This window comes from Pseudomonas ekonensis (assembly GCF_019145435.1).
Lineage (GTDB): Bacteria > Pseudomonadota > Gammaproteobacteria > Pseudomonadales > Pseudomonadaceae > Aquipseudomonas > Aquipseudomonas ekonensis.
The window spans coordinates 210,715-237,304 of record NZ_JAHSTS010000003.1 but is presented as its reverse complement, the minus strand read 5'-3'; the positions used below and the strand labels follow the sequence as shown (position 1 = coordinate 237,304).

Below are 26,590 nucleotides of genomic sequence, written 5' to 3'. Positions count from 1 at the left end.
CTGCAACTCATCACTGATACGGACATTGGCAAATGGATGAAAACAGACGACCCATCAAGACCCGCTCGGCGGGCTGGGCGAGACGCTTCACGGATGAACTGGTCAAGCGGGACATCTCCCCCAACCAGATCTCCGTCATCAGCATGCTCTTTGCGCTGTTCGGCGCGGTGGCCCTGAACATCGACAATGACGTGGCCGGCTCGATCTGCTGCATCGTCGGCATTCAGTTGCGGCTGCTGTGCAATCTGTTCGACGGTATGGTTGCAATTGAAGGCGGCAAGCAGTCGGCTATCGGCAGCCTGTACAACGAGTTTCCGGACCGGATCGCCGACAGCCTGCTGATCGTCGGGCTGGGCTTTGCCATCGGCCAGTCCGACCTCGGCTGGTTTGCCGCATTGGCCGCTGCACTGACGGCGTATATCCGGGTGTTCGGCGGCTCTCTCGGACTCACGCAGAGCTTCATGGGGCCCATGGCCAAGCAGCACCGGATGGCGGTGATGACCGTGGCGCTGCTGTTGAACGTCTTCGAAACCATTTATTACGCGACCCACTACGCACTGCTGATCGCGCTGGTGATCATTGCCCTTGGCTCCATAGCCACCTGCGTGACGCGCACCCTGGCCATCGCCAGACAACTGAAGGGGAATGCCCATGTGGATCAGTAATGCACTGATTTCGGTGCTGCGTTTCTTGATCGGCGTGACCGCCCGCTGGGAGAGCCCGCCGGACCTCACCCGCCAGCGCATTTACTACGCCAACCACACCAGCCACATGGACACCCTGGCGATCATCGCCGCACTGCCGCCGGAAGCCCGGTTGAACGTGAAACCGGTGGCGGCCGCTGACTACTGGGGCAAGAACCGCTTCCTCTCGTACATCTCGCAGAAAGGTCTGAACGCGGTGCTGATCGAGCGTAACCCGGCACCGGGCACTAATGTGCTGGAGCCGATCTTCGATGTGGTGCGGGCCGGCCACTCGATCATCATTTTCCCCGAAGGCACCCGCTCCACGCAGGCACTGCCGGGGGAGTTCAAGTCCGGAATCTTCCGCCTGGCCGAGACCTTCCCCGACGTCGATCTGGTGCCGATCTACCTGGAAAACCTGCACCGCTCGATGCCAAAAGGCAAACATGTCCCGCTGCCGATCATCTGCACGATCCGCATCGGCGATCCGCTGCAAAGGATAGAAGGCGAGGAAAAACAGGTGTTTCTGGAACGGGCGCGTGACGCCATCGTGAGGTTGTCGAAATGAGTCTGGAAACCAAGTTCCTGTGGTTCTTCGCAGCCATCGCCGGGCTGCTGGCCGTGGCGTCGCTCACCGGGCGCGTTCTGGCCCGGCGGGCCACCTCCGAAAGCTCGGTGGCGACCATCGAAAACCTCAACCAGCGGGTGAATGCCTGGTGGGGGATGGTCATTGTTTTCTTCGTGTCCTGGCTGCTCGGCCCCAACGCCACGGTCGTGCTGTTCGGCTTCATTTCCCTGTTCGCACTGCGCGAGTTCATCACGCTGACGCCTACCGCGCGTGGCGACCACAACGCGCTGTTCTCGGCGTTTTTCATCTTGATCCCCCTGCAATACCTGCTGATCGGCACGCACTGGTACTCGATGTTCACGTTGCTGGTGCCGGTGTATGCGTTCCTGCTGCTGCCGGCGATTGCCGTCCTGAGCCAGGACACGGAAGGATTTCTGGAGCGCACGGCGAAGATCCAGTGGGGCGTGATGATCTGCATCTACTGCATCAGCCACGCGCCGGCGCTGTTGCTGCTGGATCTGCAAGGCTTTCAGGGTCAGAACGCCCTGTTGCTGTTCTATCTGGTGTTCGTGGTGCAGATGAGCGATGTCCTGCAGTACGTGTTCGGCAAGCTGTTCGGCAAACGCAAGGTCGCGCCGCTGGTGAGCCCGTCGAAGACCGTGGAAGGCCTGATCGGGGGCGGCCTGTCGGCCACGCTGATCGGCGGCTGCATGTTCTGGATGACGCCGTTCAGCTTCTGGGCAGCGCTGCTGATGTCGCTGGTCATCGTGACCATGGGCTTTCTCGGTGGCCTGGTCATGTCCGCGATCAAGCGCAGCCTGAGCGCCAAGGACTGGGGCACAATGATCAAGGGCCACGGCGGCATGCTCGACCGGATGGACTCGATCTGCTTCGCGGCGCCGATCTTCTTCCACCTGACCCGCTACTTCTATTCGGCCTGATCCGCACCTTCTCCCTTGCGCCAGGCACAAAAAAGGGCATCCGACCTGGTCGTGATGCCCTTTTTTCACTGCGGCACCCCCGCTCATCCCGGGGGCGCACCGCAATTACGGATTGACGCTGTCCTTCAACGACTTGCCCGGCTTGAACGCAACGGTGTTGCTGGCCTTGATCTTCACCGGTTCGCCGGTTTGCGGGTTCTTGCCGGTGCGGGCACCGCGGTGGCGTTGCAGGAAGGTGCCGAAGCCCACGAGGGTGACGCTGTCCTTGCGGTGCAGGGCGCCGGTGATTTCTTCGAGAACGGCATTGAGGACGCGGTTGGCCTGCTCTTTGGTCAGGTCCGCTTTTTCTGCGATGGCGGCGGCGAGTTCTGGTTTACGCATTAGTGAAGCCCCTTTGACGGTTTTTTGTTGTTATGTCCGTGCTGTCCTCGTTGGAACAGCGCCCAAGGCGCCGCAGGCTCTACGCTGCGGCAGACGGGAGTGAGGATGGCACGCGGTTCGGGGCGGCGCCAGTCTCCCCGCGACCTTTGTGGGGGCAAAAGCGGGGTGATTCCGACAGAACGACCGGCATTTACGCCAGCAGGGCCGGAAGTTGTTTGTTCAGGGCGAGTTTTTCGGTCACGGCCGCGCCGGTCAGGGCGTAGCCCAGCAGCTGGCCTTCGCCGTCGTGGCACAGCGCTTTGACGTCGGCGCCCTGCCCCTCGACCGTCCACACGCCCTCGCGGCCCCGTGGCGGCGGGGACACCACCAGCGGGCAGACGGGGGTCTTCACGGTGATCGGCATCGGCCCGTAGCTGACCGCCGTCGGATTGCCGCTGAGGGTCTGCGCCAGCGCTCTCGCACAACTCATGAGGGGCATCACGTACAGAAGATTCAGCCCGTCGACCTCGGCGCAGTCGCCCAAGGCGTAGATGTTGGCGTGGGACGTCTTGAGCTGGCGGTCGACCATCACACCGCGGTTGACCTGCAATCCGGCGGCCGCCGCCAGGTCGATCCGCGGACGCAGGCCGATGGCCGACACCACGGCGTCGCAGGCGATCACCTGGCCGTCGGACAGGTGCGCCTCCAGGCCGTCCGCGACCTTTTGCAGGCGGGCCAGCACCGGGCCGAGGTGGAAGCGCGCCCCGAGGCCTTCAAGCCCCGCCTGCACGGCCGCAGCGGCGGCCGGGTGCAGCAGGGTCGGCATGACCTGTTCGCACGGCGCAACCACTTGCACCTCGTAACCGCCCAGGATCAGGTCGTTGGCGAATTCGCAGCCGATCAGCCCGGCCCCGAGCAGCAGCACCCGGCGCTTGCCGTCCACGGCGGCACGGAAACGCGCGTAGTCTTCGAGATCGTTGATCGGGAACACCCGATCCGCCGCATCGCCCGCGATCGGCACGCGCACGGTCTCGGCGCCCCAGGCGAGGATCAGGTCGCGGTACTCGACCGCCTCTTCGCCGATCCACAGGCGCTTGTGGCCGGGGTCGATGCCGCTGATGCGGGTGTGGGTGCGCACCTCGGCCTTGAGCAGCCCGGCCATGTCGCCAGGCTCGGCCATGCTCAGGCCGTCGGCGTCCTTGTTCTTGCCGAACCCGGTGGAGAGCATCGGCTTGGAGTAGGAACGGCCGTCATCGGCGGTGATCAACAGCAGCGGGGTATCGCCGTCGAGCTTGCGAAACTCTCGGGCCAGGTTGTAGCCGGCCAGCCCGGTGCCGATGATCACTACAGGTGCGTTCATGCCCTACTCCTTGTGTTTTCTCAGTTGATTTCGATCATTTCAAAGTCCGTCTTACCGACGCCGCAGTCCGGGCAGAGCCAGTCTTCAGGCACGTCTTCCCAGCGGGTGCCTGCCGCGATACCGTCATCCGGCCAGCCTTCGGCTTCGTTGTAGATCAGGCCGCAGACGATACATTGCCACTTCTTCATTCCGGTGTTTCCTCAGGGGTTCAGGCGAGTGTCGGCGCAGAGGGTCGATGGTGTCGCGCTGCCCTCCGGCTCAGGGCGTTTTGTACTGGGGGTGCCGGGCAGATGCAAGCCTGTTCGGCGCAATGGCGACCCGGATCAATCAATATCGCCGCCTGCCATGGTAAGCTCGCCGCCTCATTTGCGGCCAAAAACGACTCATTGTGCAACCCACAGAATCCCGCCCGGCCCCGCTCTGGCTGGCGCAAACGCAGTTGATGCCCCTCCCCGCCCCACAGGTCATGGACTGGCTGTTCGACGAAGGCTCCCTGACCCGCCGCCTGACCGGCCTGTCCGACGGCGGCTTCAGCATCACCCCGCTGTTCGAAGGCTGGCAGCCCCTGCGCGCCGACGAGTGCGCGGCGCTGGACCTGGCCGAAGGCAGCGAAGGCTGGGTGCGCGAAGTCTACCTTCACGGCCACGGCGAAGCCTGGGTGTTCGCCCGCAGCGTGGCCTCGCGCAGCGCCTTGCAGGGCGACGGCCTGCACATGGACGAACTGGGCAGCCGCTCCCTGGGCGAGCTGCTGTTCTGCGACCACGCCTTCAGCCGGCGCGCCATCGAAGTCTGCCGCTATCCTGAGCAGTGGCTGCCCGCCGAATGCCGCGGACCAGGCCTGTGGGGCCGCCGCTCGCGCTTCGACCGCGGCGCGCTGAGCGTGCTGGTGGCGGAGGTCTTCCTGCCGAGCCTGTGGGCCGCCACCGCCGCCGAACCGGAGAACCGCTGATGTACCAGAGCCTGCTCAAGTCCCTGAACCGCCTGAACCCGCGGGCCTGGGACTTCATCCAGCTGACCCGCATGGACAAGCCCATCGGCATCTACCTGCTGCTGTGGCCCACGCTGTGGGCGCTGTGGATCGCCGGCAAGGGTTCGCCGTCGCTGGCCAACATCGTGATTTTCGTCCTCGGCGTGGTGCTGACCCGCGCCGGCGGCTGCGTGATCAACGACTGGGCCGACCGCAAGGTCGACGGTCACGTCAAACGCACCGCGGAGCGCCCGCTGGCCGCCGGCAGGATCAGCTCCAAGGAAGCGCTGGCGTTCTTCGCCCTGCTGATGGGCGCAAGCTTCCTGCTGGTGCTGTGCACCAACGCCGCAACGATTTGGCTGTCGCTGGGCGGCCTGGCGCTGGCGTTCACCTATCCGTTCATGAAGCGCTACACCTATTACCCGCAGGTGGTGCTGGGCGCGGCGTTCTCCTGGGGGATGCCGATGGCGTTCACCGCCGAGACCGGCGAGCTGCCCGCGACCGCGTGGCTGCTGTGGATCGCCAACCTGCTGTGGACGGTGGGCTACGACACCTATTACGCGATGACGGACCGCGACGATGACCTGAAGATCGGCGTGAAGTCCACGGCGATCCTGTTCGGCGATGCCGACCGGGCGATCATCCTGACCTTGCAGGGGCTGGCGCTGGGCTGCCTGCTGCTGGCGGGCTCGAAGTTCGGGCTGGGCCTGTGGTTCCACCTGGGCCTGCTGGCGGCCGCCGGCTGCTTCGCGTGGGAGTTCTGGTTTACCCGAGACCGCGACCGGATGAAGTGCTTCAAGGCGTTCCTGCACAACCACTGGGCGGGGATGGCGATCTTCATCGGGATCGTGCTGGATTACGCGCTGCGCTGAGCCGCCGCCCAGAACCATTGCGGGAGCGAGCCTGTTCGCGATGGCGGCGCATCAGTCAACGGATCTGCCGACTGGCCTGACGCCTTCGCGGGCAAGCCCGCTCCCACAGGGTTCCACAGAGGCAAAAGATCAAGCGGTCACTTGTGCTCGTGCACCACGTGCCACACGTCCTTCATGCCGTCGCCCTTCATTTCCCCGGGCTTTTCATCCTTCACGAAGGTGTACAGCGGCTTGCCGTCGTAGGCGTACTGCATCATGCCGTCGTCGCGCTTGATGACCGTCCACTTGCCTTCGGCCTTGGCGCCCGCCGGCGCCATCATCGGCGGCCAGTTCTTGGCGCAGTCGCCGTTGCACATCGACTTGCCGCCGGCGTCCTTGTCGAACGTGTAGACGGTCATGCCTTTGTGGTCGACCATCATGCCGTCCTTCATCATGGCCGGCTCGGCCGCCAGGGCAAGGCCAGGCAACGTCAGTGCGGCGGCCATCAGCAGGGCTTTGAAAGAAACAGTCGTCTGAGTCATGGAAACCTTCTTTTGTGGTTGTCAGGATTCGAACTCAGAGCTTAGTCCAGGATTTGCACAATCGCCGGGCGCCGAATACTGTCACACGACTGCAATAATTCCGTTATCTAATGCGGCGCACGACAGTTAAATGACAAGAGGATTAAGGCATGGTTGGCAGGAACATTCTGATCGTCGACGACGAAGCGCCCATCCGCGAGATGATCGCCGTGGCGTTGGAAATGGCCGGCTACGACTGCCTTGAGGCCGAGAACTCGCAGCAGGCCCACGCCATCATCGTCGACCGCAAGCCGGACCTGATCCTGCTCGACTGGATGCTGCCCGGCACGTCCGGCATCGAACTGGCCCGCCGCCTCAAGCGCGACGAGCTGACCGGGGACATCCCGATCATCATGCTCACCGCCAAGGGCGAAGAGGACAACAAGATCCAGGGCCTGGAAGTCGGCGCCGACGACTACATCACCAAGCCGTTCTCCCCCCGCGAGCTGGTGGCGCGCCTGAAGGCCGTGCTGCGCCGCGCAGGCCCCACCGACGGCGAGGCGCCGATCGAGGTCGGCGGCCTGCTGCTCGACCCGATCAGCCACCGCGTGACCATCGACGGCCGCCCGGCCGAGATGGGCCCGACCGAATACCGTCTGCTGCAGTTCTTCATGACCCACCAGGAACGCGCGTACACCCGCGGGCAATTGCTGGACCAGGTCTGGGGCGGCAATGTCTATGTCGAGGAGCGCACCGTCGACGTGCACATCCGGCGCCTGCGCAAGGCCCTCGGCGATGCCTACGAAAATCTGGTACAAACCGTGCGCGGCACCGGCTATCGGTTCTCCACCAAGGCATAAAAGCAGCGGCAAGCTTCAAGCCACAAGCGGCAAGGACTAGCCGAACCGCTCTGACTTGCAGCTTGCAGCTTGAAACTCGAAGCTGCGTTAAGGACGCTCCGTGAATCAAAACTGGCATGGCACCCTGATTCGCCACATGCTGTTGCTGGTCACCGCCTGCCTGGTGATCGGCCTGATCACCGGTTACTACGGCTGGAGCATCGCCGCGGGCCTGGGGCTGTACCTGGCCTGGACACTCAAGCAGTTGCTGCGCCTGCACGAATGGCTGCGCCTGCACCAGCCCGACGAAGCGCCGCCCGACGGCTACGGCCTGTGGGGCGAGGTGTTCGACAGCATCTACCACCTGCAACGCCGCGACCAACGGGTGCGCGGACGCCTGCAAGCGGTGATCGACCGCGTCCAGGAGTCCACCGCCGCCCTGAAGGACGCGGTGGTCATGCTCGACAGCGAAGGCAACCTCGAGTGGTGGAACCGCGCCGCCGAGACCCTGCTCGGCCTCAAGACCCCGCAGGACAGCGGCCAGCCGGTGACCAACCTGGTGCGCCATCCGCGCTTCAAGGAATACTTCGAGCAGGACAGCTACGCCGAACCGCTGGAAATCCCCTCGCCGACCAACGACCGCCTGCGCATCCAGCTGTACATCACCCGCTACGGCAACAACGAGCACCTGATGCTGGTGCGCGACGTCACCCGCATCCATCAGCTGGAACAGATGCGCAAGGACTTCATCGCCAACGTCTCCCACGAACTGCGCACGCCGCTGACGGTGATCTGCGGCTACCTGGAGACCCTGCTCGACAACGTCGAGGAAGTGAACCCGCGCTGGGGCCGTGCCTTGCAGCAGATGCAGCAACAGGGCGGACGCATGCAGACGCTGCTCAACGACCTGCTGCTGTTGGCCAAGCTGGAAGCCACGGACTATCCGTCGGACAATCACCCGGTGCAGATCGATGCATTGCTTCAATCGATCAAGAGCGATGCGCAGCAGCTGTCCGGCAGCAAGAACCAAAGCATCAGCCTGGAGGCCGACGGCAGGATCCTGCTCAAGGGCAGCGAGGCGGAACTGCGCAGCGCCTTCTCCAACCTGGTGTTCAACGCCGTGAAGTACACCCCGGCCGAAGGCAACATCCGCATCCGCTGGTGGGGCGACGAGCAAGGCGCCCACCTGAGCGTGCAGGACTCCGGGATCGGCATCGACAACAAGCACCTGCCGCGCCTGACCGAACGCTTCTACCGCGTCGACTCCAGCCGCAACTCCAACACCGGCGGCACCGGCCTGGGCCTGGCCATCGTCAAGCACGTGCTGCTGCGCCACCGCGCCCGCATGGAGATCAGCAGCGTGCCCGGCCACGGCAGCACGTTCACGTGCCATTTCGCCCCGGCCCAGGTGGTGCGCTCGCGCGCCGTCAGCGCCGCCGAGTAAGCCCGCACTAGGCAATCGCCCGGTCAGCCGCTACATTGGCTGACTTGCGCCTGCCCTTTCAGGTGCGCTCCTTCTCATTTTTCGAATCACACGGAATCCGCAAAACCCCATCATGGACCCTTCCCCTGGCTTGTCCCTCGCAACCATTTTCGCCGACTTCGGCATGATTCTCTTCGCTCTGATCCTGGTCCTGCTCAACGGCTTCTTCGTTGCGGCGGAGTTCGCCATGGTCAAGCTGCGCTCGACCCGGGTCGAGGCCATCGCCGAGCAGCACGGCTGGCGCGGGCACATCCTGCGCACCGTGCACAGTCAGCTCGACGCCTACCTCTCGGCCTGCCAGCTGGGCATCACCCTCGCCTCCCTGGGCCTGGGCTGGGTCGGCGAACCGGCGTTCGCGCACCTGCTGGAGCCGGTGCTCAGCGCCGTCGGCGTGCAGTCGGCCGAGGTCGTCAAGGCGATCTCGTTCTTCACCGCGTTCTTCATCATTTCCTACCTGCACATCGTGGTCGGCGAACTGGCGCCCAAGTCCTGGGCGATCCGCAAGCCCGAGCTGCTGTCGCTGTGGACGGCGGTGCCGCTGTACCTGTTCTACTGGGCCATGTACCCGGCGATCTACCTGCTCAACGCCAGCGCCAACGCCATCCTGCGCATCGCCGGCCAAGGCGAGCCCGGCCCGCACCACGAGCATCACTACAGCCGCGAAGAACTGAAGCTGATCCTGCACTCCAGCCGCGGCCAGGACCCGAGCGACCAAGGCATGCGCGTGCTGGCGTCGGCGGTGGAGATGGGCGAGCTGGAAGTGGTCGACTGGGCCAACTCCCGGGAAGACCTGATCACCCTGGAATTCAACGCCCCGCTCAAGGAAATCCTCGCACTGTTCCGCCGCCACAAGTTCAGCCGCTACCCGGTGTACGACAGCGAGCGCCAGGAGTTCGTCGGCCTGCTGCACATCAAGGACCTGCTGCTGGAGCTGGCGGCCCTGGACCACATTCCGGAGTCGTTCAACCTCGCCGAGCTGACCCGCCCGCTGGAGCGGGTGTCGCGGCACATGCCGCTGTCGCAGCTGCTGGAGCAGTTCCGCAAGGGCGGCTCGCACTTCGCCGTGGTCGAGGAGGCCGACGGCAACATCATCGGCTACCTGACCATGGAAGACGTGCTGGAAGTGCTGGTGGGCGACATCCAGGACGAACACCGCAAGGCCGAGCGCGGCATCCTCGCCTACCAGCCGGGCAAGCTGCTGGTGCGCGGCGACACGCCGCTGTTCAAGGTCGAGCGCCTGCTGGGCATCGACCTTGACCACATCGAGGCGGAAACCCTGGCCGGCCTGATCTACGAAACCCTCAAACGGGTGCCGGAAGAGGAAGAGGTGCTGGAGGTGGAAGGCCTGCGGATCATCATCAAGAAGATGAAAGGGCCGAAGATCATCCTGGCCAAGGTGCTGATGCTCGATTGATCGGCTGGCTGTCGGTCGAGTCGATCCCATCGCGAGCAGGCTCGCTCCTACAGGTTCAGTGCCCTCATTGCTTGCCCAGCGCAAAGTTGGGCAACGCCCCCAGCGGCTGGTTGAACTGATACGGAATCGACACCAACCCCTCGCCCGTATTGCGCTGCACCACGAAGTGCAAGTGGGGGCCGCTGCTGTTGCCGGTGTTGCCCGAGAGCCCCAGGGGGCTGCCCACCGTCACGCGCTGCCCTTCCTTCACGCTCACGGAACCTTGCTTGAGGTGCAGATACACGCCCATGGTGCCGTCATCGTGCAGGATCCGCACAAAGTTGCCGGACGGATCGGTGCCGCGCCCGTTCTGGGAATTCTCGGTCTTCACCACCACACCCGCCCGCGCCGCGATGATCGGCGTCCCCACCGGCATGGCGATGTCCATGGCGTATTTGTTCTTCGGCCCGAAGTGGCTGTAGTCGCCATTGGCACCTTGGCTTAGGCGGAACGGCCCGCCGCGCCAGGGAAACGGATACCGATAGCTCTGCGCTGCGCCAGCCGGATCGCCCAGGGAATAATGGAACATCGGCGTATACACCAGCGGCTTGCCACCGGACACCGCCGTCAGCAACGCCAACCGGGTATTGCTGCGCGCCGGCAGCACCCGGCGGATCGTCTGCGCCGGGGCGCCACGCACGTTGCTCATCCCGGTAAACGCCAGTGCCACCTCCACCGGCGCGTACAGGTCGTTGCGCACGAACACCACGTCCACGCCCTTCTGCTTCTTGATGTCCAGGTACACCTGGCGCTCCAGGCGCTCGACCATCCGGTCCTGGAAGACGAACACCTGGGAGCCTTTGCTCGGACGGTCGCTGTACGAAACCACTCCGTTGGCATCGGTGGACTTGTAGATCGTCATGGCCACGGTCGAGGTGGAGGCCATGAACAGACCACAGAAAAACAGCAGGCGCAGGGGCATGGGCGAACGTTCTGTCGAGGAAGGCCTGGAAGTGAGCCTAGCAGCTGAGACAGACCAGGCTAGCCGACAGATGTTTCAAATGTGGCACAGGGGGGAGATGGGCGGCGCATTCAATGACGCCATCGCGAGCAGGCTCGCTCCCACAGGGGGTCTGTGGTGCAGCGCCCCTGTGGGAGCCAGCCTGCTGGCGATGGCGTCAGCCCACGCACAGCAAGGCAGTGGCTCCCGCAAGAAACGGTGGGAGCGACAGTACGACGCTTCGACTTGCCCGCGCAGACGGACGGTCAGGCGCCCGGAACGAAATGCTTCTGCGCCGTGCCGCGGGCAATCAGGCGGGAGAGGTAGTCGAGCTTCTGCGCGTCCTGGTCGACGAAGCGGAAGGTCAGTTGCAGCCAGTCGCTGTCAGGCTTCGGCTCGTGGGCCACAACGGCGTGCAGGTAGCCGTTCAGGCGCGCGGTTTCGGCGTTCTCGCCCTGCTCCAGGTCGAGCACGGCGCTGTCGAGGATCTGCGGCAGGTTGTCGGTGCGTTTGACCACCAACAGCGCTTCCTTGATGCTCAGGGCCTTGATCACGCACTGCTGGGTGCCGCTCGGCAGGCGCAACTGGCCCTGGCCGCGGCCGCTGGCCGGTGCCGCCGCCGCGGCCGGTGCCTTGGGCGCAGGGGCGTTGTTGAGCAGGCCACGGGACGGTGCGGCGGCCGCCGGCGCCGGCGCGGCGGCAGGCTTGGCGAACGGGTTGACCGCAGGCGCGGCGGCCGGGGCGCCGCCGACCACGGCAGGCTTGCCGCCGGTCAGGGCGCTCAGGGAGTCATTGCCGAACGCCGAGTTCATCTTGGTCGGCGCGCTGTTCATCAGGGTGTCGAGCTTGCCGACCTTGTTCAGCGCCTGCTTGACCTTGGTCAGCAACTGCTCGTTGGTGAACGGCTTGCTGACGTAGCCGGTGACGCCGGCCTGGATTGCCTGCACCACGTTCTCTTTGTCGCCGCGGCTGGTGACCATGATGAACGGCATGGTCTTGAGGTTGTCCTGCTCACGGCACCAGGTCAGCAGCTCGAGGCCGGACATCTCCGGCATTTCCCAGTCGCACAGCACCAGGTCGAAGGCTTCCTTGGCCAGCATGGCCTGGGCCTTGCGCCCGTTGATGGCGTCCTCGGTGCGAATCCCCGGGAAGTAATTGCGCAGGCACTTTTTCACCAGGTCACGAATGAACGATGCATCGTCCACGACCAACACACTGATCTTGCTCATCCAACACCCCTAAAAAAATCCCGGCAAGCATAACGCTTGAATGATGGCACTTTGCCAAAACTTTTCAGTCACGCCGGGACTTTTCGTTCGCGGGTGCTGCTTTTTCGATTCGCGCCCCAAACGAAAACGCCCGGCCAAAGGACCGGGCGTGCTTCTTGGGCAATCTTACTTATCGTCAGCTTCGTCCGGAACATTAGCGGTTTCGCCGCTTGTGCCTTCAACTTCTTCCTTCATGCGCTTGAGGCCCATGTGGCGCACATCGGTGCCGCGCACCAGGTAGATCACCAGCTCCGAGATGTTGCGCGCGTGGTCGCCGATCCGCTCCAGCGAACGCAGCACCCAGATGATGCTCAGAACCCGCGAGATAGAGCGCGGGTCTTCCATCATGTAGGTCGCCAGCTCGCGCAGGGCGGTCTTGTACTCGCGGTCGATGATCTTGTCGTACTGCGCCACGGACAGCGCCAGGTCGGCGTCGAAGCGGGCGAACGCGTCCAGCGCGTCGCGCACCATGTTGCGCACCTGATCGCCGATGTGGCGCACTTCGACGTAGCCGCGCGGCGCCTCGCCCTCTTCGCACAACTGGATGGCGCGGCGGGCGATCTTGGTCGCTTCGTCGCCGATGCGCTCAAGGTCGATCACCGACTTGGAGATGCTGATGATCAGCCGCAGGTCGGACGCCGCCGGCTGGCGGCGGGCCAGGATGCGCAGGCATTCCTCGTCGATGTTGCGTTCCATCTGGTTGATCTGGTCGTCGATCTCGCGCACCTGCTGGGCCAGGCCCGAGTCGGCCTCGATCAGCGCCGTGACCGCGTCGTTGACCTGCTTCTCGACCAACCCGCCCATGGCCAGCAGGTGGCTGCGCACCTCTTCGAGTTCGGCGTTGAACTGCTGGGAGATGTGGTGGGTTAAACCTTCCTTCGAAATCATGGGTTTGCTCCGCAAAAGCTGTGAGCCGCAAGCTACAAGCTGCAAGCTGTTTCGTTTTTTACTCGGTCCGCTCTTACTTGCCGCTTGAAGCTTGCGGCTCGCAGCTGCGACTAGCCGTACCGTCCGGTGATGTAGTCTTCGGTCTGCTTCTTCGCCGGGTTGGTGAACAGGGTGTCGGTGTCGCCGAACTCCACCAGTTTGCCCATGTACATGAACGCCGTGTAGTCGGAGACCCGCGCGGCCTGCTGCATGTTGTGGGTCACGATGACGATGGTGAACTTGGACTTGAGCTCGTAGATCAGCTCCTCGACCTTCAGGGTCGAGATCGGGTCGAGGGCCGAGCACGGTTCGTCGAGCAGCAGCACTTCCGGCTCCACGGCGATGGTGCGGGCGATCACCAGACGCTGCTGCTGGCCGCCGGACAGGCCGAGCGCCGAGTCATGCAGACGGTCCTTGACCTCGTCCCACAGGGCCGCGCCCTTCAACGCCCACTCGACCGCTTCGTCGAGCACGCGCTTCTTGTTGATGCCCTGGATGCGCAGGCCGTAGACCACGTTTTCGTAGATGGTCTTGGGGAACGGGTTGGGCTTCTGGAACACCATGCCGACCCGGCGGCGCAGCTCGGCCACGTCCTCGCCCTTGCGGTAGATGTTGTTGCCGTAGAGGTTGATCGCGCCTTCGACGCGGCAGCCGTCCACCAGGTCGTTCATGCGGTTGAAGGTGCGCAGCAGCGTGGACTTGCCGCAGCCGGACGGGCCGATGAAGGCGGTCACGCGCTGTTTCGGGATGTTCATGCTGACGTCGTACAGCGCTTGTTTCTCGCCGTAGAACAGGCTCAGGCCCGGCACTTCGATGGCCACGGTTTCCTGCTCCAGGTTCAGGCTCTGCTTGTCGCGGCCCAGGGCGGACATGTTGATGCCGTGGGTATGTGTTTCGTGCTGCATGGGTTCTCACTCCGTTCGTAGCTGCCAGCGTCTAGCTGCAAGCTGCAAGTTTTGAGCAAAAGCGGCTTGTGGCTTGCCGCTTGTGGCTAATGGCTTTAGCTATCCAACGCTTTGTATTTTTCGCGCAGGTGGTTACGGATCCACACCGCCGACAGGTTGAGCACTGCGATCACCAGCACCAGCAGCAGCGCCGTGGCGTACACCAGCGGCCGCGCGGCCTCGACGTTCGGGCTCTGGAAGCCGACGTCGTAGATGTGGAAGCCCAGGTGCATGATCTTCTGGTCCAGGTGCAGGTACGGGTAGTTGCCGTCCACCGGCAGCGACGGCGCCAGTTTCACCACACCCACCAGCATCAGCGGCGCCACTTCGCCGGCGGCGCGGGCCACGGCGAGGATCATGCCGGTCATCATCGCCGGGCTGGCCATCGGCAGGACGATCTTCCACAGGGTCTCGGCCTTGGTCGCGCCCAGGGCCAGCGAGCCCTCGCGCACGGTGCGCGGGATGCGCGCCAGGCCTTCTTCGGTGGCCACGATCACCACCGGCACCGCCAGCAGCGCCAGGGTCAGGGAGGCCCAGAGCAGGCCCGGCGTGCCGAAGGTCGGCGCCGGCAGCGCTTCAGGGAAGAACAGCCGGTCGAGGGAACCGCCCAGCACGTAGACGAAGAAGCCCAGGCCGAACACGCCGTAGACGATCGCCGGAACGCCCGCCAGGTTGTTCACCGCGATGCGGATCACCCGGGTCAGGGTGTTCTGCTTGGCGTATTCGCGCAGGTAAACCGCCGCCAGCACGCCGAACGGGGTCACGATCATCGCCATGATCAGGGTCATCATCACGGTGCCGAAGATGGCCGGGAAGATCCCGCCTTCGGTGTTCGCCTCGCGGGGGTCGTCCGACAGGAATTCCCAGACCTTGCTGAAGTAGAAGCCGACCTTGGTGAAGGTGCCCATGGCGTTCGGCTGGTAGGCATGGACCACCTTGCCCAGGCCGATCTCGACTTCCTTGCCGTTGGCGTCGCGGGCGGTCAGGGCGTCGCGGTTGAACTGCGCGTGCAGGTCGGAGAGGCGTGCCTCGACCTCCTGGTAACGGGCGTTCAGCTCGGCGCGCTCGGCGTCCATGTCCGCTTGCGCGGCCGGGTCGAGCTTGCCTTCGAGCTCCAGCTTGCGGCCGTGCAGGCGGATGCGTTCGAGGCCGGCGTTGATCGCGCCGATGTCGACCTTCTCCAGGGTCTTGAGCTGGGCGGCGAGCTTGTTCACCCGGTCGATCCGCGCCTGCAGCTCGGGCCAGGCGGCCTCGCCTTCGGCGATGACCTTGCCGTCCTGCTTGACGTTGACCAGGTAGCCGTAGAAGTTGCCCCATTCGCGGCGCTCGACGGCCATCAGTTCCACCGGCGTGGTCTGGTCGTTCAGCCACTCGCCGACGGTCCAGGTGAAGTCGTTGCCGTTCAGGTCACGGTTACCGACCTTGATCAGCTCGCGGGTCATGAACTCCGGGCCTTCGTCCGGCACCGGCAGGCCGGCGCTCTTGAGGCGGGCGCGGGGCACTTCTTCCTTCTGCACCACTTCGCCGATGACCAGGTGCTTGCCCTGGCCCGGCACGTCGTAGCTGGCGTGGAGCAGATCCGCCGGCCAGAAGTGACCCAGGCCGCGCACGGCGATCACCGCCAGCAGGCCAATGGTCATGATGACCGCGATGGACACCGCGCCACCGCTGATCCAGACGCCCGGGGCGCCGCTCTTGAACCATCCTTTCAGGGAGTTCTGTTTCACAGACTTCTACCTTTCTTAAAGCGACGAGTATTTCTTGCGCAGACGCTGACGAATCAGTTCCGCGAGGGTGTTCATGATGAAGGTGAACAGCAGCAGCACCAGCGCCGAGAGGAACAGCACGCGGTAGTGGCTGCCGCCGACTTCCGACTCCGGCATTTCCACCGCGACGTTGGCCGCCAGGGTGCGCAGGCCTTCGAACAGGTTCATTTCCATCACCGGGGTGTTGCCGGTGGCCATCAGCACGATCATGGTCTCGCCCACCGCGCGGCCCATGCCGATCATCAGCGCCGAGAAGATGCCCGGGCTGGCGGTGAGGATCACCACGCGGGTCATGGTCTGCCACGGCGTGGCGCCCAGGGCCAGCGAGCCCAGGGTCAGGCCGCGCGGCACGCTGAACACGGCGTCTTCGGCGATGGAGTAGATGTTCGGGATCACCGCGAAGCCCATGGCCAGGCCGACCACCAGGGCGTTGCGCTGGTCGTAGGTGATGCCCAGGTCGTGGGAGATCCACAGGCGCATGTCGCCGCCGAAGAACCAGTTCTCCATGTACGGGCTCATGTACAGCGACAGCCAGCCCACGAACAGGATCACCGGGATCAGCAGCGCGCTCTCCCAGCCGTCCGGGATCTTCAGGCGGACCGATTCCGGCAGGCGGCTGAAGGTGAAGCCAGCGATCAGGATGCCGATCGGCAGCAGCATCAGCAGGCTGAAGATGCCCGGCAAGTGCCCTTCCACATACGGCGCCAGGAACAGGCCGGCGAAGAAGCCGAGGATCACCGTCGGCATCGCTTCCATCAGCTCGATCACCGGTTTGACCTTGCGGCGCATGCCCGGGGCCATGAAGTAGGCGGTGTAGATCGCGGCGGCGATGGCCAGCGGCGCGGCCAGCAGCATGGCGTAGAACGCGGCCTTCAGGGTGCCGAAGGTCAGCGGCGACAGGCTCAGCTTCGGTTCGAAGTCAGTGTTGGCGGCGGTCGATTGCCAGACGTACTTAGGCTCGTCGTAGTTCTCGTACCAGACCTTGCTCCACAGCGCGCTCCACGACACTTCCGGGTGCGGGTTGTCGAGCAGCAGCGGCTGCAGCTTGCCGCCGGCCTCGACGATCACGCGGTTGGCCCGCGGCGACAGGCCGAACAGGCCTTGGCCCTCGACCACCTGGTCGACCAGCAGGGTGCGGTGCGCGGTGCTGTGGAACACGCCGAGCTTGCCGCTGGCGTCGAGGGCGGCGAAGCCCTTGCGACGCTCCTCGGCGCCGATCTCCACGATCGGCGCCTTGCCCATCTGGAAGGTGCGGATCTGTTTCAGGCGCAGTTCGCCGTCGGTGTCGCGGGCCATGAACCACTGGGCCAGACCACCGGTGGAGTCGCCGACGATCAGCGAGATGCCACCCACCAGTTGAGTGGCGGCAGTGACTTGCGCGTCAGCGTTTTCCAGCAGCTTGTAGCGACCGTTGAGGCTCTTGTCGCGCAGGCTGAACACGTCGGCCTGGGCCCGGCCGTTGACCACGTACAGCCACTGCTGGCGCGGGTCGACGAAGATGTTCTTCACCGGTTCAGTCATTTGCGGCAGATCGATGCGCTTCTGCTCGTTGGTGACTTCGCCGGTCATCATGTTTTCTTCGCTGGTCAGGGCCAGCACCTGCAGCTGCGCGCCGGTGGAGCCGGCCAGCAGCAGGGTCGAATCGTTGGCGTTGAGGCTGATGTGCTCCAGCGCGCCGCCGCTCTCGTTCAATGCGATCGGCGCTTCGCCGTACGGGTACTCGATCGCCGGGGTGATGGTTTTCTTGCCTTCCGGGTAGCTGACCTTATAGGTGTGACGGAACACCAGCGCCTGGCCGTTGGACAGGCCCACGGCCACCAGCGGATGGCCCGGCTGGTCTTCGCCGATGGAGGTCACGGTGGTGCCGGCCGGCAACGGCAGACCGACGCGCTTGAGCTCGGCGCCACTGTCGATGTCGAAGAACAGGGCCTGGCCCTTGTCGGAAACGCGCATGGCCACCTGGTTCTGCTCTTCCAGCGAGATCATCAGCGGCTTGCCGGCGTCCTGCATCCAGGCCGGGGCCAGGGTGTCTTTGGCGGTCAGGCTGGCGCCCTGGAACAGGGGCGCGACCACATAGGCGAGGAAGAAGAAGATCAGGGTGATCGCCGCCAGCACCGCCAGGCCGCCGACGAGGACGTACCAACGGGTGAAGCGATCCTTGAGCGCACGGATGCGGCGCTTGCGTTGCAACTCAGGCGTATTGAAGTCAATGCGCTTGGGAGGGTTCGTAGTCATTTTGGAATTGGCCAGATCATTCATGCGCACACCCTAGCGATCCTGTATGACAGAAAGATGACAATGCAGTGACGCACCAAATCCGCCGCCAGCAGGGCACTGGCGGTGGATAGAAGAATTCGGGGAGTGTGGGGCCGGGCCGCTCGCGGGCCGGGCCCCACACGGGAGTCAGGCGGGGTTCACCCCTGACTCAGTTTGTTACTTTTTTGCGACTTCGGCGCCGCCTTCCTGCAGGCCCAGGTCAGCCAGCGCTTTGGCGGCGACTTTGGCCGGCAGCGGGATGTAGCCGTCCTTCACCACGACTTCCTGACCCTGCTTGGACAGAACCAGTTTCACGAACTCGGCTTCCAGCGGGGCCAGAGGCTTGTTCGGGGCCTTGTTGACGTAGACGTACAGGAAACGGGACAGCGGGTACTTGCCGTTCAGGGCGTTTTCTTCGGTGTCTTCGATGAAGTCGGTGCTGCCTTTCTTCGACAGGGCGACGGTCTTCACGCTGGCGGTCTTGTAGCCGATGCCCGAGTAGCCGATGCCGTTCAGCGAGGAGCTGATCGACTGCACGACCGAAGCCGAGCCAGGCTGTTCGTTGACGTTAGGCTTGTAGTCGCCTTTGCACAGGGCTTCTTCCTTGAAGTAGCCGTAGGTGCCGGATACCGAGTTGCGGCCGAACAGCTGAACCGGCTTGTTGGCCAGGTCGCCGGTCACGCCCAGGTCGCCCCAGGTCTTCACGTCAGCCTTGGCGCCGCACAGGCGGGTGGACGAGAAAATTGCATCGACCTGTTCCATGGTCAGATGCTGGATCGGGTTGTCCTTGTGCACGAACACAGCCAGGGCGTCCACGGCGACCGGAATGGCGGTCGGCTTGTAGCCGTACTTCTGCTCGAAGGCAGCCAGTTCGGTGTCCTTCATCTTGCGGCTCATCGGGCCCAGGTTGGAGGTGCCTTCGGTCAGCGCGGGCGGCGCGGTGGCGGAACCGGCGGCCTGAATCTGGATGTTTACGTTCGGGTATTCTTTCTTGTAGTTCTCGGCCCAGAGGGTCATGAGGTTAGCCAGGGTATCGGAACCGACGCTGGACAGGTTGCCCGACACACCGGTGGTCTTGGTGTAGCTCGGGATAGCAGGGTCAACAGCGGCAACCGCGTTGGCGGTCGCAACGCCAGCGGCGACAAAGGTCATGGCCGCCATCAAACGCTTCAGTTTCATGCCTTACTCCTAGCAGATAGGGTGTGTTAAGTCGGGGCCAAGTATCAGCAGGCCGTGTGAACACTCTATGGCTGAAATATGACAATTGGATGAAAGGCCAGCATCCAGGTTTTACTTGATGATTCAGGCCGGCTCCCACACCGCAATGCCTTTCAATGCGGGAGCGGGCCGGACATCAGCGGCCCTTGCTCCAGAGCCACGCCCCGACCACGATCCCCATCCCGCACAGCACCGCCACGTAATAGGCCGGGCCCATCGCGCTTTCCTTGAGCAACAGGCTGACCACCATCGGCGTCAGGCCGCCGAAGATTGCGTAGGCGACGTTATAGGAGAAAGACAGGCCACTGAACCGCACCACCGGCGGAAACGCCTTGACCATCACGTAAGGCACCGCGCCGATGGTGCCGACCAGAAGGCCGGTCAGCGCGTAGAACGGGAACAGCCAGTCCGGATGGTCCGCCAGGCTGTGGTAGAAGGTCCACGAGCTGGCCAGGAGGCCCAGGCAGCCGAACACGAACACGCGCCCGGCACCGAAACGGTCGGCCAGCGCGCCGGCCAGGATGCAGCCCACGCTCAGGAACACGATCGCCAGGCTGTTGGCCTGCAGCGAAACGGTCGGCGTGAAGTGGTAGACGGTCTGCAGCACAGTCGGGGTCATCAGGATCAGCACGACGATGGCGGCGGACAGCAGCCAGGTCAGCAGCATCGACACCAGGATCGCCCCGCGGTGGTCGCGCAGCACCGCCCGCAGCGGCACTTCCTCGGCCAGGGCCTTGCGCAGCTGCAGTTCGGCGAACACCGGCGTCTCGTGCAGCCAGCGGCGCAGGTAGACCGAGAACAGGCCGAACACGCCACCGAGCAGGAACGGGATCCGCCAGGCGTAATCCGCCACTTGCTCCGGCGTATAAAGGCTGTTGATCGCCGTGGCGACCAGCGAGCCCAACAGGATGCCGGCGGTCAGGCCGCTGGTCAGCGTGCCGCAGGCATAGCCGATGTGCCGGTCGGGCACGTGTTCGGAAACGAAGACCCATGCCCCCGGCACCTCGCCGCCGATGGCCGCGCCCTGGATCACCCGCATCAGCAGCAGCAGGATCGGCGCCCACAGGCCGATCTGCGCGTAGGTCGGCAGCAGGCCCATGATCAGCGTCGGCACAGCCATCATGAAGATGCTCAGGGTGAACATCTTCTTGCGCCCCAGCAGGTCGCCGAAGTGCGCCATGACGATCCCGCCCAATGGCCGCGCCAGGTAGCCGGCGGCGAAGATGCCGAAGGTCTGCATCAGGCGCAGCCACTCGGGCATGTCCGCCGGGAAGAACAGCTTGCCGACCACGGTGGCGAAGAAGACGAAGATGATGAAGTCGTAGAACTCCAGCGCACCGCCCAGGGCGGACAGCGACAGCGTCTTGTAGTCGTTGCGGGTCAGGGGTCGTGCGGGCTGGTCGGACTGCGCGAGGCTCGAGGGCGCTGTGGTCATGGCAAGGTCTTCTCTTATAGTCGGATCTGCCGCCGCAGCAACGCTGGCTGCGGCTCGGGCAGGTTCGGCACCATAGCAAATTGTTCGAAAAAGCACATAGGGGCGCATTTGGCGGGCGAAATGAGAACCTGACGGTCGTCGCGGAGTCTACCGACCGATATACTCGCAACCTCGCCCCGGCTTGTAGGGGGTTGCTGTGCGAAAACGCCGTTGGCCGCATGACCGTGCCGGGCCAGCCGGTTTCGCAGAGTTTCCCTAAAGGCGCCTTATGGAAAACGTGACGAACGTAGTATGTTCGGTGCTGAATCGTTTTTCCTGAAGACGGCCGTCACCCGCATCACCAACGAAGAGTCACGGGTCAGAGGCACCCTCGGCATGATAGAGCTCGAACAAGAAGATCCGATCCCGCAAGGCGACCTGGCCTTGCAGATCACCGCGCTTCCCCGCGAAACCAACGGCTTCGGCGATATTTTCGGCGGCTGGCTGGTGGCGCAGATGGACCTGGCCGGCACGGCGATGGCCAGCCGCGTCGCCGGCGGCCGGGTGGCCACCGTGGCCATCGACCGCATGGCGTTCCTGGTGCCGGTGGCCGTGGGCGCGCAACTGTCCTTCTATACCCAGACCCTGGAGATCGGCCGCAGCTCGATCCAGATGATGGTCGAGGTGTGGAGCGACGATCCGTTGTCCAGCGAGTGGCGTAAAGTGACCGAAGCGGTGTTCGTGTTCGTCGCCATCGACGGCAGCGGCCGCACCCGTTCGGTTCCGCCGCGCGCCCGCTAAACCTTGCGGCCGCCGGCAGGTCGAAAACGTCCCGAATCGCTGATCGAGAGCAGTCCCATGAACACGCCCAACGTCGAAGCCGTCAAACTCGATGAACTGAACTGCTGGCGCATCCGCCACGGCCAGGCCGAAGTGCTGGTGGCCCAGCAAGGCGCGCACATCCTCAGTTACCAGGTGGACGGCCAGCCGCCGGTGATCTGGCTCAACGACAAGGCCGCGTTCAAGGCCGGCAAGAGCATCCGCGCCGGCGTGCCGGTGTGCTGGCCCTGGTTCGGCGTGTTCGCGCGCAACCCGCAGAGCGTGCAGGCCATGCGCACCGGCACGGAACCGGCGGGCGCCCACGGGTTTGTCCGGGCGACCGACTGGGAACTGGCCGGCATCGAAGCCGAAGGCGAAAGCCTGAAGGTCGAATTCACCCTGCCCTGCCCCGAAGGCGGTTTCGCCGACTGGCCGCACCCGGTGGACCTGACCCTGACCCTGCGCCTGGACGAGCGCCTGCACATCGGCCTGACCAGCCGCAACCGCGGTGCCGACACCGTCAGCCTGAGCCAGGCGCTGCACACGTACTTCGCGGTCAGCGACGTGCGCGACGTCAAGGTCGAAGGCGTGGACGGCCTCCGTTACATCGAGACCCTGGACGACTGGAAAACCGTCACCCAGAAAGGCGACCTGCAGTTCACCGGGGAAACCGACCGCATCTACCTCGACGCGCCGCCGCGACTGAGCATCAACGACCCGGCCTGGGAACGGCGCATCGTGCTGAACGCCACCGGCTCGCGCACCGCCGTGATCTGGAACCCTTGGATCGACCGCGCCGCCGCGTTCAGCGACATGGCCGACGACGGCTGGCAGCGCATGCTGTGCATCGAAACCGCGAACGTAATGGACAACATCGTGAACCTGGCGCCGGGCGCCAGCCACACCCTGGGCGTGAGCATCGGCAGCGAGCCTCTCTGATTCACCCCACTTGCGGGAGCCAGCCTGCTGGCGATAGCGGTCTGTCAGTTGACGATGAATCGACTGACACGACGCAATCGCCAGCAGCCTGGCTCCCGCAGTGGTTTGGCGGGTTGATCAGAGATCCGATTCCTGCACCACCTTCACCTTGTCCGCATCCAGCGCATACGCTGCGTCGGCCAGGTCATTGCTGACCTTCTCGACCTTCAGCGTGCCGGTCACCCACAGCGGCGTGTAGATGTCGTCCAGCTTCAGGCCCTTGGGATAGCGCACCAGCACCAATTGGTTGGGCGGCGGTGGCGGCACGTGGATGCAGGCGCCCGGGTACGGCACCAGGAAGAACAGCGTGCTGCGGCCCTTGGCGTCCGACTCCAGCGGCACCGGATAGCCGCCGATGCGGATGCGCTTGTCGTTCATCGACGCCACGGTCTTGGTCGAATACATCACCGCCGGCAGGCCCTTGGCCTGTTTCATCCCGCCCTTCTGGGTGAAGGTGCCGTTGGCCTCCGGGGAGTTGTGGTCGATTTCGGGCATGGCTTCGAGGGCTTTCTGGTCCGACTTGGGCATCAGTTCCAGCCAGTCGGTTTCCGGCAGTTCGCCGGCGTGGGCCAGACCGCTGCCCAGCAAAAGGAGAGTCAACAGAAGACGACGCATGAAGGGGCTCGTTGAGAATGCTCGTGAAAGGAAGGAACCGCGGATCGCCGAGCATTGCGGCCCTTCCCGCAGGACCTGCGGGAAGGGCCTTGTCGCTTTGGATCAGCTCTTTTTGATCAGGCCGTAGATCACCAGCAGGATGATCGCGCCGACCAGCGCGCCGAAGAAGCCGGCGGCCTGGCCTGCGTGGTAAATGCCCAGGGCCTGGCCGCCGTAGGTGGCCGCCAGCGAACCGCCGATACCCAGCAGGATGGTCATGATCCAGCCCATGCTGTCGTCGCCCGGCTTGAGGAACCGCGCCAGCAGGCCGACGATCAGGCCGATGAAGATGGTACCGATAATTCCCATGGCATTTCCCTCTGATTGATTGGCTATAGCCTAGCCAGACTTTGGCATCCTGCCATCAGAGAACGGCGGCCCCCGAAGGTTCCGCCGCCGCCAGATGAAACTCTCGTCACTCGGCGATCAGCGCCTCGACCTTGAGGATCTGCTGCGCCAGGGTCGCCTTGTCGGCACAGCGCAGGTTGGCGTGGCCGACCTTGCGCCCGGCCTTGAACGCCTTGCCGTAGTGGTGCAGGTGGCAATCGGCGATGGCCAGCACTTTCTCGGTCTCCGGCACCTTGCCGATGAAGTTGAGCATCGCGCTCTCGCCGACCTTGGCGGTCGAGCCCAGCGGCAGGCCGGCCACCGCCCGCAGGTGGTTCTCGAACTGGCTGCACTCGGCGCCTTCGGTGGTCCAGTGCCCGGAGTTGTGCACCCGCGGGGCGATTTCGTTGGCCTTCAGGCCGCCGTCGACCTCGAAGAACTCGAACGCCATCACGCCGACGTAGTTCAGCTTGGTCAGCACACGGCTGGAGTAGTCTTCGGCCAGGGCCTGCAACGGGTGATCGGTGCTGGCCACCGACAGCTTGAGGATGCCGCTGTCGTGGGTGTTGTGCACCAGCGGGTAGAACCGGGTCTCCCCGTCACGGGCGCGCACGGCGATCAGCGAGACTTCGCCGGTGAACGGCACGAAGCCTTCCAGCAGGCAGGCCACGCTGCCCAGCTCGGCGAACGTGCCGGCCACATCCTCAGGCGTGCGCAGGACCTTCTGGCCCTTGCCGTCGTAGCCCAGGGTGCGGGTCTTGAGCACGGCCGGCAGGCCGATGGCCGCCACGGCGGCGTCCAGATCGGCCTGCGACTGGATGTCGGCGAACGCCGGGGTCGGAATCCCCAGCTCCTTGAACATGCTCTTCTCGAACCAGCGGTCGCGGGCGATGCGCAAGGCTTCGGCGCTCGGGTACACCGGCACGAACTGGGAGAGGAACGCCACGGTCTCGGCCGGGACGCTTTCGAACTCGAAGGTCACCAGGTCGACTTCATCGGCCAGTTGGCGCAGGTGGTCCTGATCGCCGTAGTCGGCCCGCAGGTGTTCGCCCAGCGCGGCGGCACAGGCGTCCGGCGCAGGATCCAGGAAAGCGAAGTTCATGCCCAGCGGGGTGCCCGCCAGGGCCAGCATGCGGCCCAACTGGCCGCCACCGATCACACCGATCTTCATCTCAACAACCTCAGGCAATGCGTGGGTCTGGATTGTCCAGGACGCTGTCAGTCTGCTCGGCGCGGAAGGTCTTCAGCACCGCGTGGAACTGCGGGTGCTTGGCGCCCAGGATGCTGGCCGACAGCAGCGCGGCGTTGATCGCGCCGGCCTTGCCGATGGCCAGGGTGGCGACCGGAACGCCGGCCGGCATCTGCACGATCGACAGCAGCGAATCGACGCCCGAGAGCATGGCCGACTGCACCGGCACGCCCAGCACCGGCAAGTGGGTCTTGGCCGCGCACATGCCCGGCAGGTGCGCCGCACCGCCGGCACCGGCGATGATCACCTCGATGCCGCGGCCTTCGGCCTCTTCGGCGTACTGGAACAGCAGGTCCGGGGTGCGGTGGGCGGAAACCACTTTCACCTCGTAGGGGATGCCGAGCTTTTCCAGCATATCGGCGGTGTGGCTAAGGGTGGACCAATCGGACTTGGAGCCCATGATCACGCCAACCAGTGCACTCATCGTCGCGCCTCTTCTCTCTGGGCGCCCGCAGGCGCGTCAAAAACAACAAGCCACGCAAGTTGCGTGGCTTGATTGTACGGAAAATGGCCGGACAAACCGGCCGAAGGCCGCGCAGTATACCGCAAAGAAGCCAATAAACAGCCCCCGTCTCGACCATCTGTCATCTGCCGCAAAGCCCCGGTTTTATTGACCCGAAGGTCAGTGCTTGCGCACCGCTCGATCCCTGTGGGAGCTGCGGTGCGACGACTCGACTTGCAAGCGATGGCGTCTGCCCCGTCAATGCAGAGGTTGCCTGACCCGCTGCTTTCGCCGGCAAGCCAGCTCCCACACGGTTGTCGGGTGGGCTCAAGCCGTTTGCGCGGCTCCGCCCTCGAGCTTGCGCCACAGCAGCCGCACGTTGGCTTTGCGCACCAGCGCGCAGCGGTACAGGCGGATCTCCAGCGGCACATGCCACTGCGGGCCGCCGCAGATCACCAGTTCGCCGCGGGCCAGTTCGGCGCGCACGCTCAACTGCGGCACCCAGGCGATCCCCAGGCCTTCGAGCGCCATGCTCTTGAGGCTGTCGGCCATGGCGGTCTCGTAGACGGTGGTGAAGCGCAATTGGCGCTGGCGCAGCAGGCCGTTCACCGAACGCCCCAGGAACGCCCCCGCGCTGTAGGCCAGCAGCGGCACGCTCGCCTCGCCTTCCAGGTCGAACAGCGGCCGGCCGTTGGCGTCCGCCGCGCACACCGGCAGCATTTCGGTGTGGCCCAGGTGCAGCGACGGGAAGATGTCCGCGTCCATCTGCATCGCCGCATCCGGGTCATAGAAGGCCAGCATCAGGTCGCAGCCGCCTTCGCGCAGGGCATGCACGGCGTCGCCGACGTTGGTCGCCACCAACCGCGTGGCGATGTTCAGGCCTTCGTTGCGCAACTGCGCGATCCAGCGCGGAAAGAAGCCCAGCGCCAGGGAGTGCGCCGCCGCCACCTGGATCACCTCGCCCTGCCCACCCTCCAGATGGTGCAGGTGGCGCAGCACTTCGCCGAGCTGTTCGACCACCGTGCGCGCCGTCACGAGGAACAGTTGCCCCGCCGCCGTCAGCTCGATGGGCGTGCGCGAACGGTTGACCAGGGTCAGCCCCAGCGCGGCCTCCAGGCTGCGGATCCGTCGGCTGAACGCAGGCTGGGTCACGAAGCGCCGTTCAGCCGCCTGCGAGAAGCTGCGGGTGGCGGCCAGGGCACTGAAGTCCTCAAGCCATTTGCTTTCCAGATTCATCACACCCTCCGGGGCGCACCAAAATAGGTCACACGTCTGCCGCGCGAGCGGCGTCACACGGGCATTATGCCGAATGCGCATAGGGCAGTGTTTAACAGCATTGGCCCAAAAATTCCCACAAGCCTA

At 64.6% G+C, this 26,590-nt stretch carries 27 protein-coding genes; 10 read left to right on the top strand and 17 right to left on the bottom strand.

Going from position 1 to position 26,590, the window contains the following annotated elements; genetic code table 11:
* The first annotated feature begins 32 nt into the window (after positions 1 to 32).
* From KVG96_RS25045 to KVG96_RS25035, 3 genes are read left to right on the top strand one after another with little or no spacing between them, the layout of a single operon-like run.
* Positions 33 to 665 (top strand): CDP-alcohol phosphatidyltransferase family protein, encoded by a 633-nt coding sequence (locus KVG96_RS25045; RefSeq protein ID WP_217894437.1) that lies wholly within the window; start codon positions 33 to 35, stop codon positions 663 to 665.
* Positions 652 to 1,251 carry a lysophospholipid acyltransferase family protein gene (locus tag KVG96_RS25040; protein ID WP_217894436.1) on the top strand — a complete coding sequence of 200 codons (600 nt, stop codon included), beginning with the start codon at positions 652 to 654 and terminating at the stop codon, positions 1,249 to 1,251. The genes KVG96_RS25045 and KVG96_RS25040 overlap by 14 nt, the downstream gene beginning before the upstream one ends.
* Entirely contained in the window at positions 1,248 to 2,192 is a 945-nt protein-coding gene (locus KVG96_RS25035; RefSeq protein WP_217894435.1) for a phosphatidate cytidylyltransferase, read from the top strand. Before KVG96_RS25040 ends, KVG96_RS25035 begins: the two co-directional genes overlap by 4 nt.
* Before the next feature lie 105 nt (positions 2,193 to 2,297).
* On the opposite strand, the gene KVG96_RS25030 is transcribed toward KVG96_RS25035, so the two are convergent.
* The 3 genes from KVG96_RS25030 to KVG96_RS25020 all read right to left on the bottom strand — a co-directional run bounded on the left by KVG96_RS25030 (position 2,298) and on the right by KVG96_RS25020 (position 4,100).
* Positions 2,298 to 2,573, bottom strand: coding sequence for an HU family DNA-binding protein (locus KVG96_RS25030; RefSeq protein ID WP_003213368.1), 276 nt, complete (start codon positions 2,571 to 2,573; stop codon positions 2,298 to 2,300).
* Positions 2,574 to 2,763: 190 nt separating this feature from the next.
* Entirely contained in the window at positions 2,764 to 3,912 is a 1,149-nt protein-coding gene (locus KVG96_RS25025; protein WP_217894434.1) for an NAD(P)/FAD-dependent oxidoreductase, read from the bottom strand.
* Between the two features lie 20 nt (positions 3,913 to 3,932).
* Positions 3,933 to 4,100 (bottom strand): rubredoxin, encoded by a 168-nt coding sequence (locus KVG96_RS25020; protein WP_085579074.1) that lies wholly within the window; start codon positions 4,098 to 4,100, stop codon positions 3,933 to 3,935.
* A 200-nt stretch (positions 4,101 to 4,300) separates the two neighbouring features.
* Between KVG96_RS25020 and KVG96_RS25015 the strand changes: the two genes are divergently transcribed.
* Positions 4,301 to 4,861 carry a chorismate--pyruvate lyase family protein gene (locus KVG96_RS25015; protein ID WP_217894433.1) on the top strand — a complete coding sequence of 187 codons (561 nt, stop codon included), beginning with the start codon at positions 4,301 to 4,303 and terminating at the stop codon, positions 4,859 to 4,861.
* Entirely contained in the window at positions 4,861 to 5,751 is an 891-nt protein-coding gene (ubiA, locus tag KVG96_RS25010) for a 4-hydroxybenzoate octaprenyltransferase (RefSeq protein ID WP_217894432.1), read from the top strand. Before KVG96_RS25015 ends, ubiA begins: the two co-directional genes overlap by 1 nt.
* A 137-nt stretch (positions 5,752 to 5,888) precedes the next feature.
* On the opposite strand, the gene KVG96_RS25005 is transcribed toward ubiA, so the two are convergent.
* On the bottom strand, positions 5,889 to 6,272 hold the full coding sequence (locus tag KVG96_RS25005; protein WP_217894431.1) for a COG4315 family predicted lipoprotein: 384 nt from the start codon (positions 6,270 to 6,272) through the stop codon (positions 5,889 to 5,891).
* A 149-nt stretch (positions 6,273 to 6,421) separates the two neighbouring features.
* Between KVG96_RS25005 and phoB the strand changes: the two genes are divergently transcribed.
* From phoB to KVG96_RS24990, 3 genes are all read left to right on the top strand, one after another.
* Positions 6,422 to 7,111 (top strand): phosphate regulon transcriptional regulator PhoB, encoded by a 690-nt coding sequence (phoB, locus tag KVG96_RS25000; RefSeq protein WP_085579082.1) that lies wholly within the window; start codon positions 6,422 to 6,424, stop codon positions 7,109 to 7,111.
* 136 nt (positions 7,112 to 7,247) lie between these two features.
* Positions 7,248 to 8,534 (top strand): phosphate regulon sensor histidine kinase PhoR, encoded by a 1,287-nt coding sequence (phoR, locus tag KVG96_RS24995; RefSeq protein ID WP_264082405.1) that lies wholly within the window; start codon positions 7,248 to 7,250, stop codon positions 8,532 to 8,534.
* Between the two features lie 112 nt (positions 8,535 to 8,646).
* Positions 8,647 to 9,987, top strand: a complete 1,341-nt coding sequence (locus KVG96_RS24990; RefSeq protein ID WP_085579087.1) for a hemolysin family protein — start codon at positions 8,647 to 8,649, stop codon at positions 9,985 to 9,987.
* A 64-nt stretch (positions 9,988 to 10,051) separates the two neighbouring features.
* Here KVG96_RS24990 and KVG96_RS24985 read toward each other — a convergent pair whose 3' ends face one another.
* The 8 genes from KVG96_RS24985 to KVG96_RS24950 all read right to left on the bottom strand — a co-directional run bounded on the left by KVG96_RS24985 (position 10,052) and on the right by KVG96_RS24950 (position 20,780).
* Complete coding sequence (locus tag KVG96_RS24985) at positions 10,052 to 10,948, bottom strand: peptidoglycan DD-metalloendopeptidase family protein (protein WP_217894429.1); 897 nt, start codon at positions 10,946 to 10,948, stop codon at positions 10,052 to 10,054.
* Between the two features lie 284 nt (positions 10,949 to 11,232).
* Positions 11,233 to 12,195 (bottom strand): response regulator, encoded by a 963-nt coding sequence (locus KVG96_RS24980; protein WP_217894428.1) that lies wholly within the window; start codon positions 12,193 to 12,195, stop codon positions 11,233 to 11,235.
* A gap of 165 nt (positions 12,196 to 12,360) precedes the next feature.
* Entirely contained in the window at positions 12,361 to 13,122 is a 762-nt protein-coding gene (gene phoU / locus KVG96_RS24975; protein ID WP_217894427.1) for a phosphate signaling complex protein PhoU, read from the bottom strand.
* A 110-nt stretch (positions 13,123 to 13,232) separates the two neighbouring features.
* Positions 13,233 to 14,066 carry a phosphate ABC transporter ATP-binding protein PstB gene (gene pstB, locus KVG96_RS24970; protein WP_085579095.1) on the bottom strand — a complete coding sequence of 278 codons (834 nt, stop codon included), beginning with the start codon at positions 14,064 to 14,066 and terminating at the stop codon, positions 13,233 to 13,235.
* 95 nt (positions 14,067 to 14,161) lie between these two features.
* The gene (pstA, locus tag KVG96_RS24965) at positions 14,162 to 15,832 is read right to left on the bottom strand and encodes a phosphate ABC transporter permease PstA (protein WP_085630273.1); all 1,671 of its coding nucleotides are present in this window, start codon (positions 15,830 to 15,832) and stop codon (positions 14,162 to 14,164) included.
* A gap of 15 nt (positions 15,833 to 15,847) precedes the next feature.
* Positions 15,848 to 17,881 (bottom strand): ABC transporter permease subunit, encoded by a 2,034-nt coding sequence (locus KVG96_RS24960; RefSeq protein ID WP_217894793.1) that lies wholly within the window; start codon positions 17,879 to 17,881, stop codon positions 15,848 to 15,850.
* Positions 17,882 to 18,304: 423 nt separating this feature from the next.
* A complete protein-coding gene (locus tag KVG96_RS24955) occupies positions 18,305 to 19,306 on the bottom strand; it encodes a phosphate ABC transporter substrate-binding protein PstS (RefSeq protein ID WP_011336616.1) in 1,002 nt (333 codons plus the stop codon).
* Between the two features lie 175 nt (positions 19,307 to 19,481).
* On the bottom strand, positions 19,482 to 20,780 hold the full coding sequence (locus tag KVG96_RS24950; RefSeq protein ID WP_085579103.1) for an MFS transporter: 1,299 nt from the start codon (positions 20,778 to 20,780) through the stop codon (positions 19,482 to 19,484).
* Between the two features lie 375 nt (positions 20,781 to 21,155).
* Between KVG96_RS24950 and KVG96_RS24945 the strand changes: the two genes are divergently transcribed.
* Positions 21,156 to 21,560, top strand: a complete 405-nt coding sequence (locus tag KVG96_RS24945) for an acyl-CoA thioesterase (protein WP_003229628.1) — start codon at positions 21,156 to 21,158, stop codon at positions 21,558 to 21,560.
* Between the two features lie 57 nt (positions 21,561 to 21,617).
* Positions 21,618 to 22,517, top strand: a complete 900-nt coding sequence (locus KVG96_RS24940; protein WP_217894426.1) for a D-hexose-6-phosphate mutarotase — start codon at positions 21,618 to 21,620, stop codon at positions 22,515 to 22,517.
* A gap of 117 nt (positions 22,518 to 22,634) precedes the next feature.
* Here KVG96_RS24940 and KVG96_RS24935 read toward each other — a convergent pair whose 3' ends face one another.
* The 5 genes from KVG96_RS24935 to KVG96_RS24915 form a co-directional block, all read right to left on the bottom strand.
* Positions 22,635 to 23,171, bottom strand: a complete 537-nt coding sequence (locus KVG96_RS24935) for a DUF3299 domain-containing protein (protein WP_085630281.1) — start codon at positions 23,169 to 23,171, stop codon at positions 22,635 to 22,637.
* Positions 23,172 to 23,273: 102 nt separating this feature from the next.
* A complete protein-coding gene (locus tag KVG96_RS24930) occupies positions 23,274 to 23,519 on the bottom strand; it encodes a GlsB/YeaQ/YmgE family stress response membrane protein (RefSeq protein WP_085579109.1) in 246 nt (81 codons plus the stop codon).
* Positions 23,520 to 23,625: 106 nt separating this feature from the next.
* The gene (locus KVG96_RS24925; protein WP_217894425.1) at positions 23,626 to 24,708 is read right to left on the bottom strand and encodes a 5-(carboxyamino)imidazole ribonucleotide synthase; all 1,083 of its coding nucleotides are present in this window, start codon (positions 24,706 to 24,708) and stop codon (positions 23,626 to 23,628) included.
* A gap of 10 nt (positions 24,709 to 24,718) precedes the next feature.
* Positions 24,719 to 25,210 (bottom strand): 5-(carboxyamino)imidazole ribonucleotide mutase, encoded by a 492-nt coding sequence (gene purE, locus KVG96_RS24920; protein ID WP_085579114.1) that lies wholly within the window; start codon positions 25,208 to 25,210, stop codon positions 24,719 to 24,721.
* Between the two features lie 345 nt (positions 25,211 to 25,555).
* Complete coding sequence (locus tag KVG96_RS24915) at positions 25,556 to 26,464, bottom strand: LysR substrate-binding domain-containing protein (protein WP_217894424.1); 909 nt, start codon at positions 26,462 to 26,464, stop codon at positions 25,556 to 25,558.
* Positions 26,465 to 26,590 lie beyond the last annotated feature (126 nt).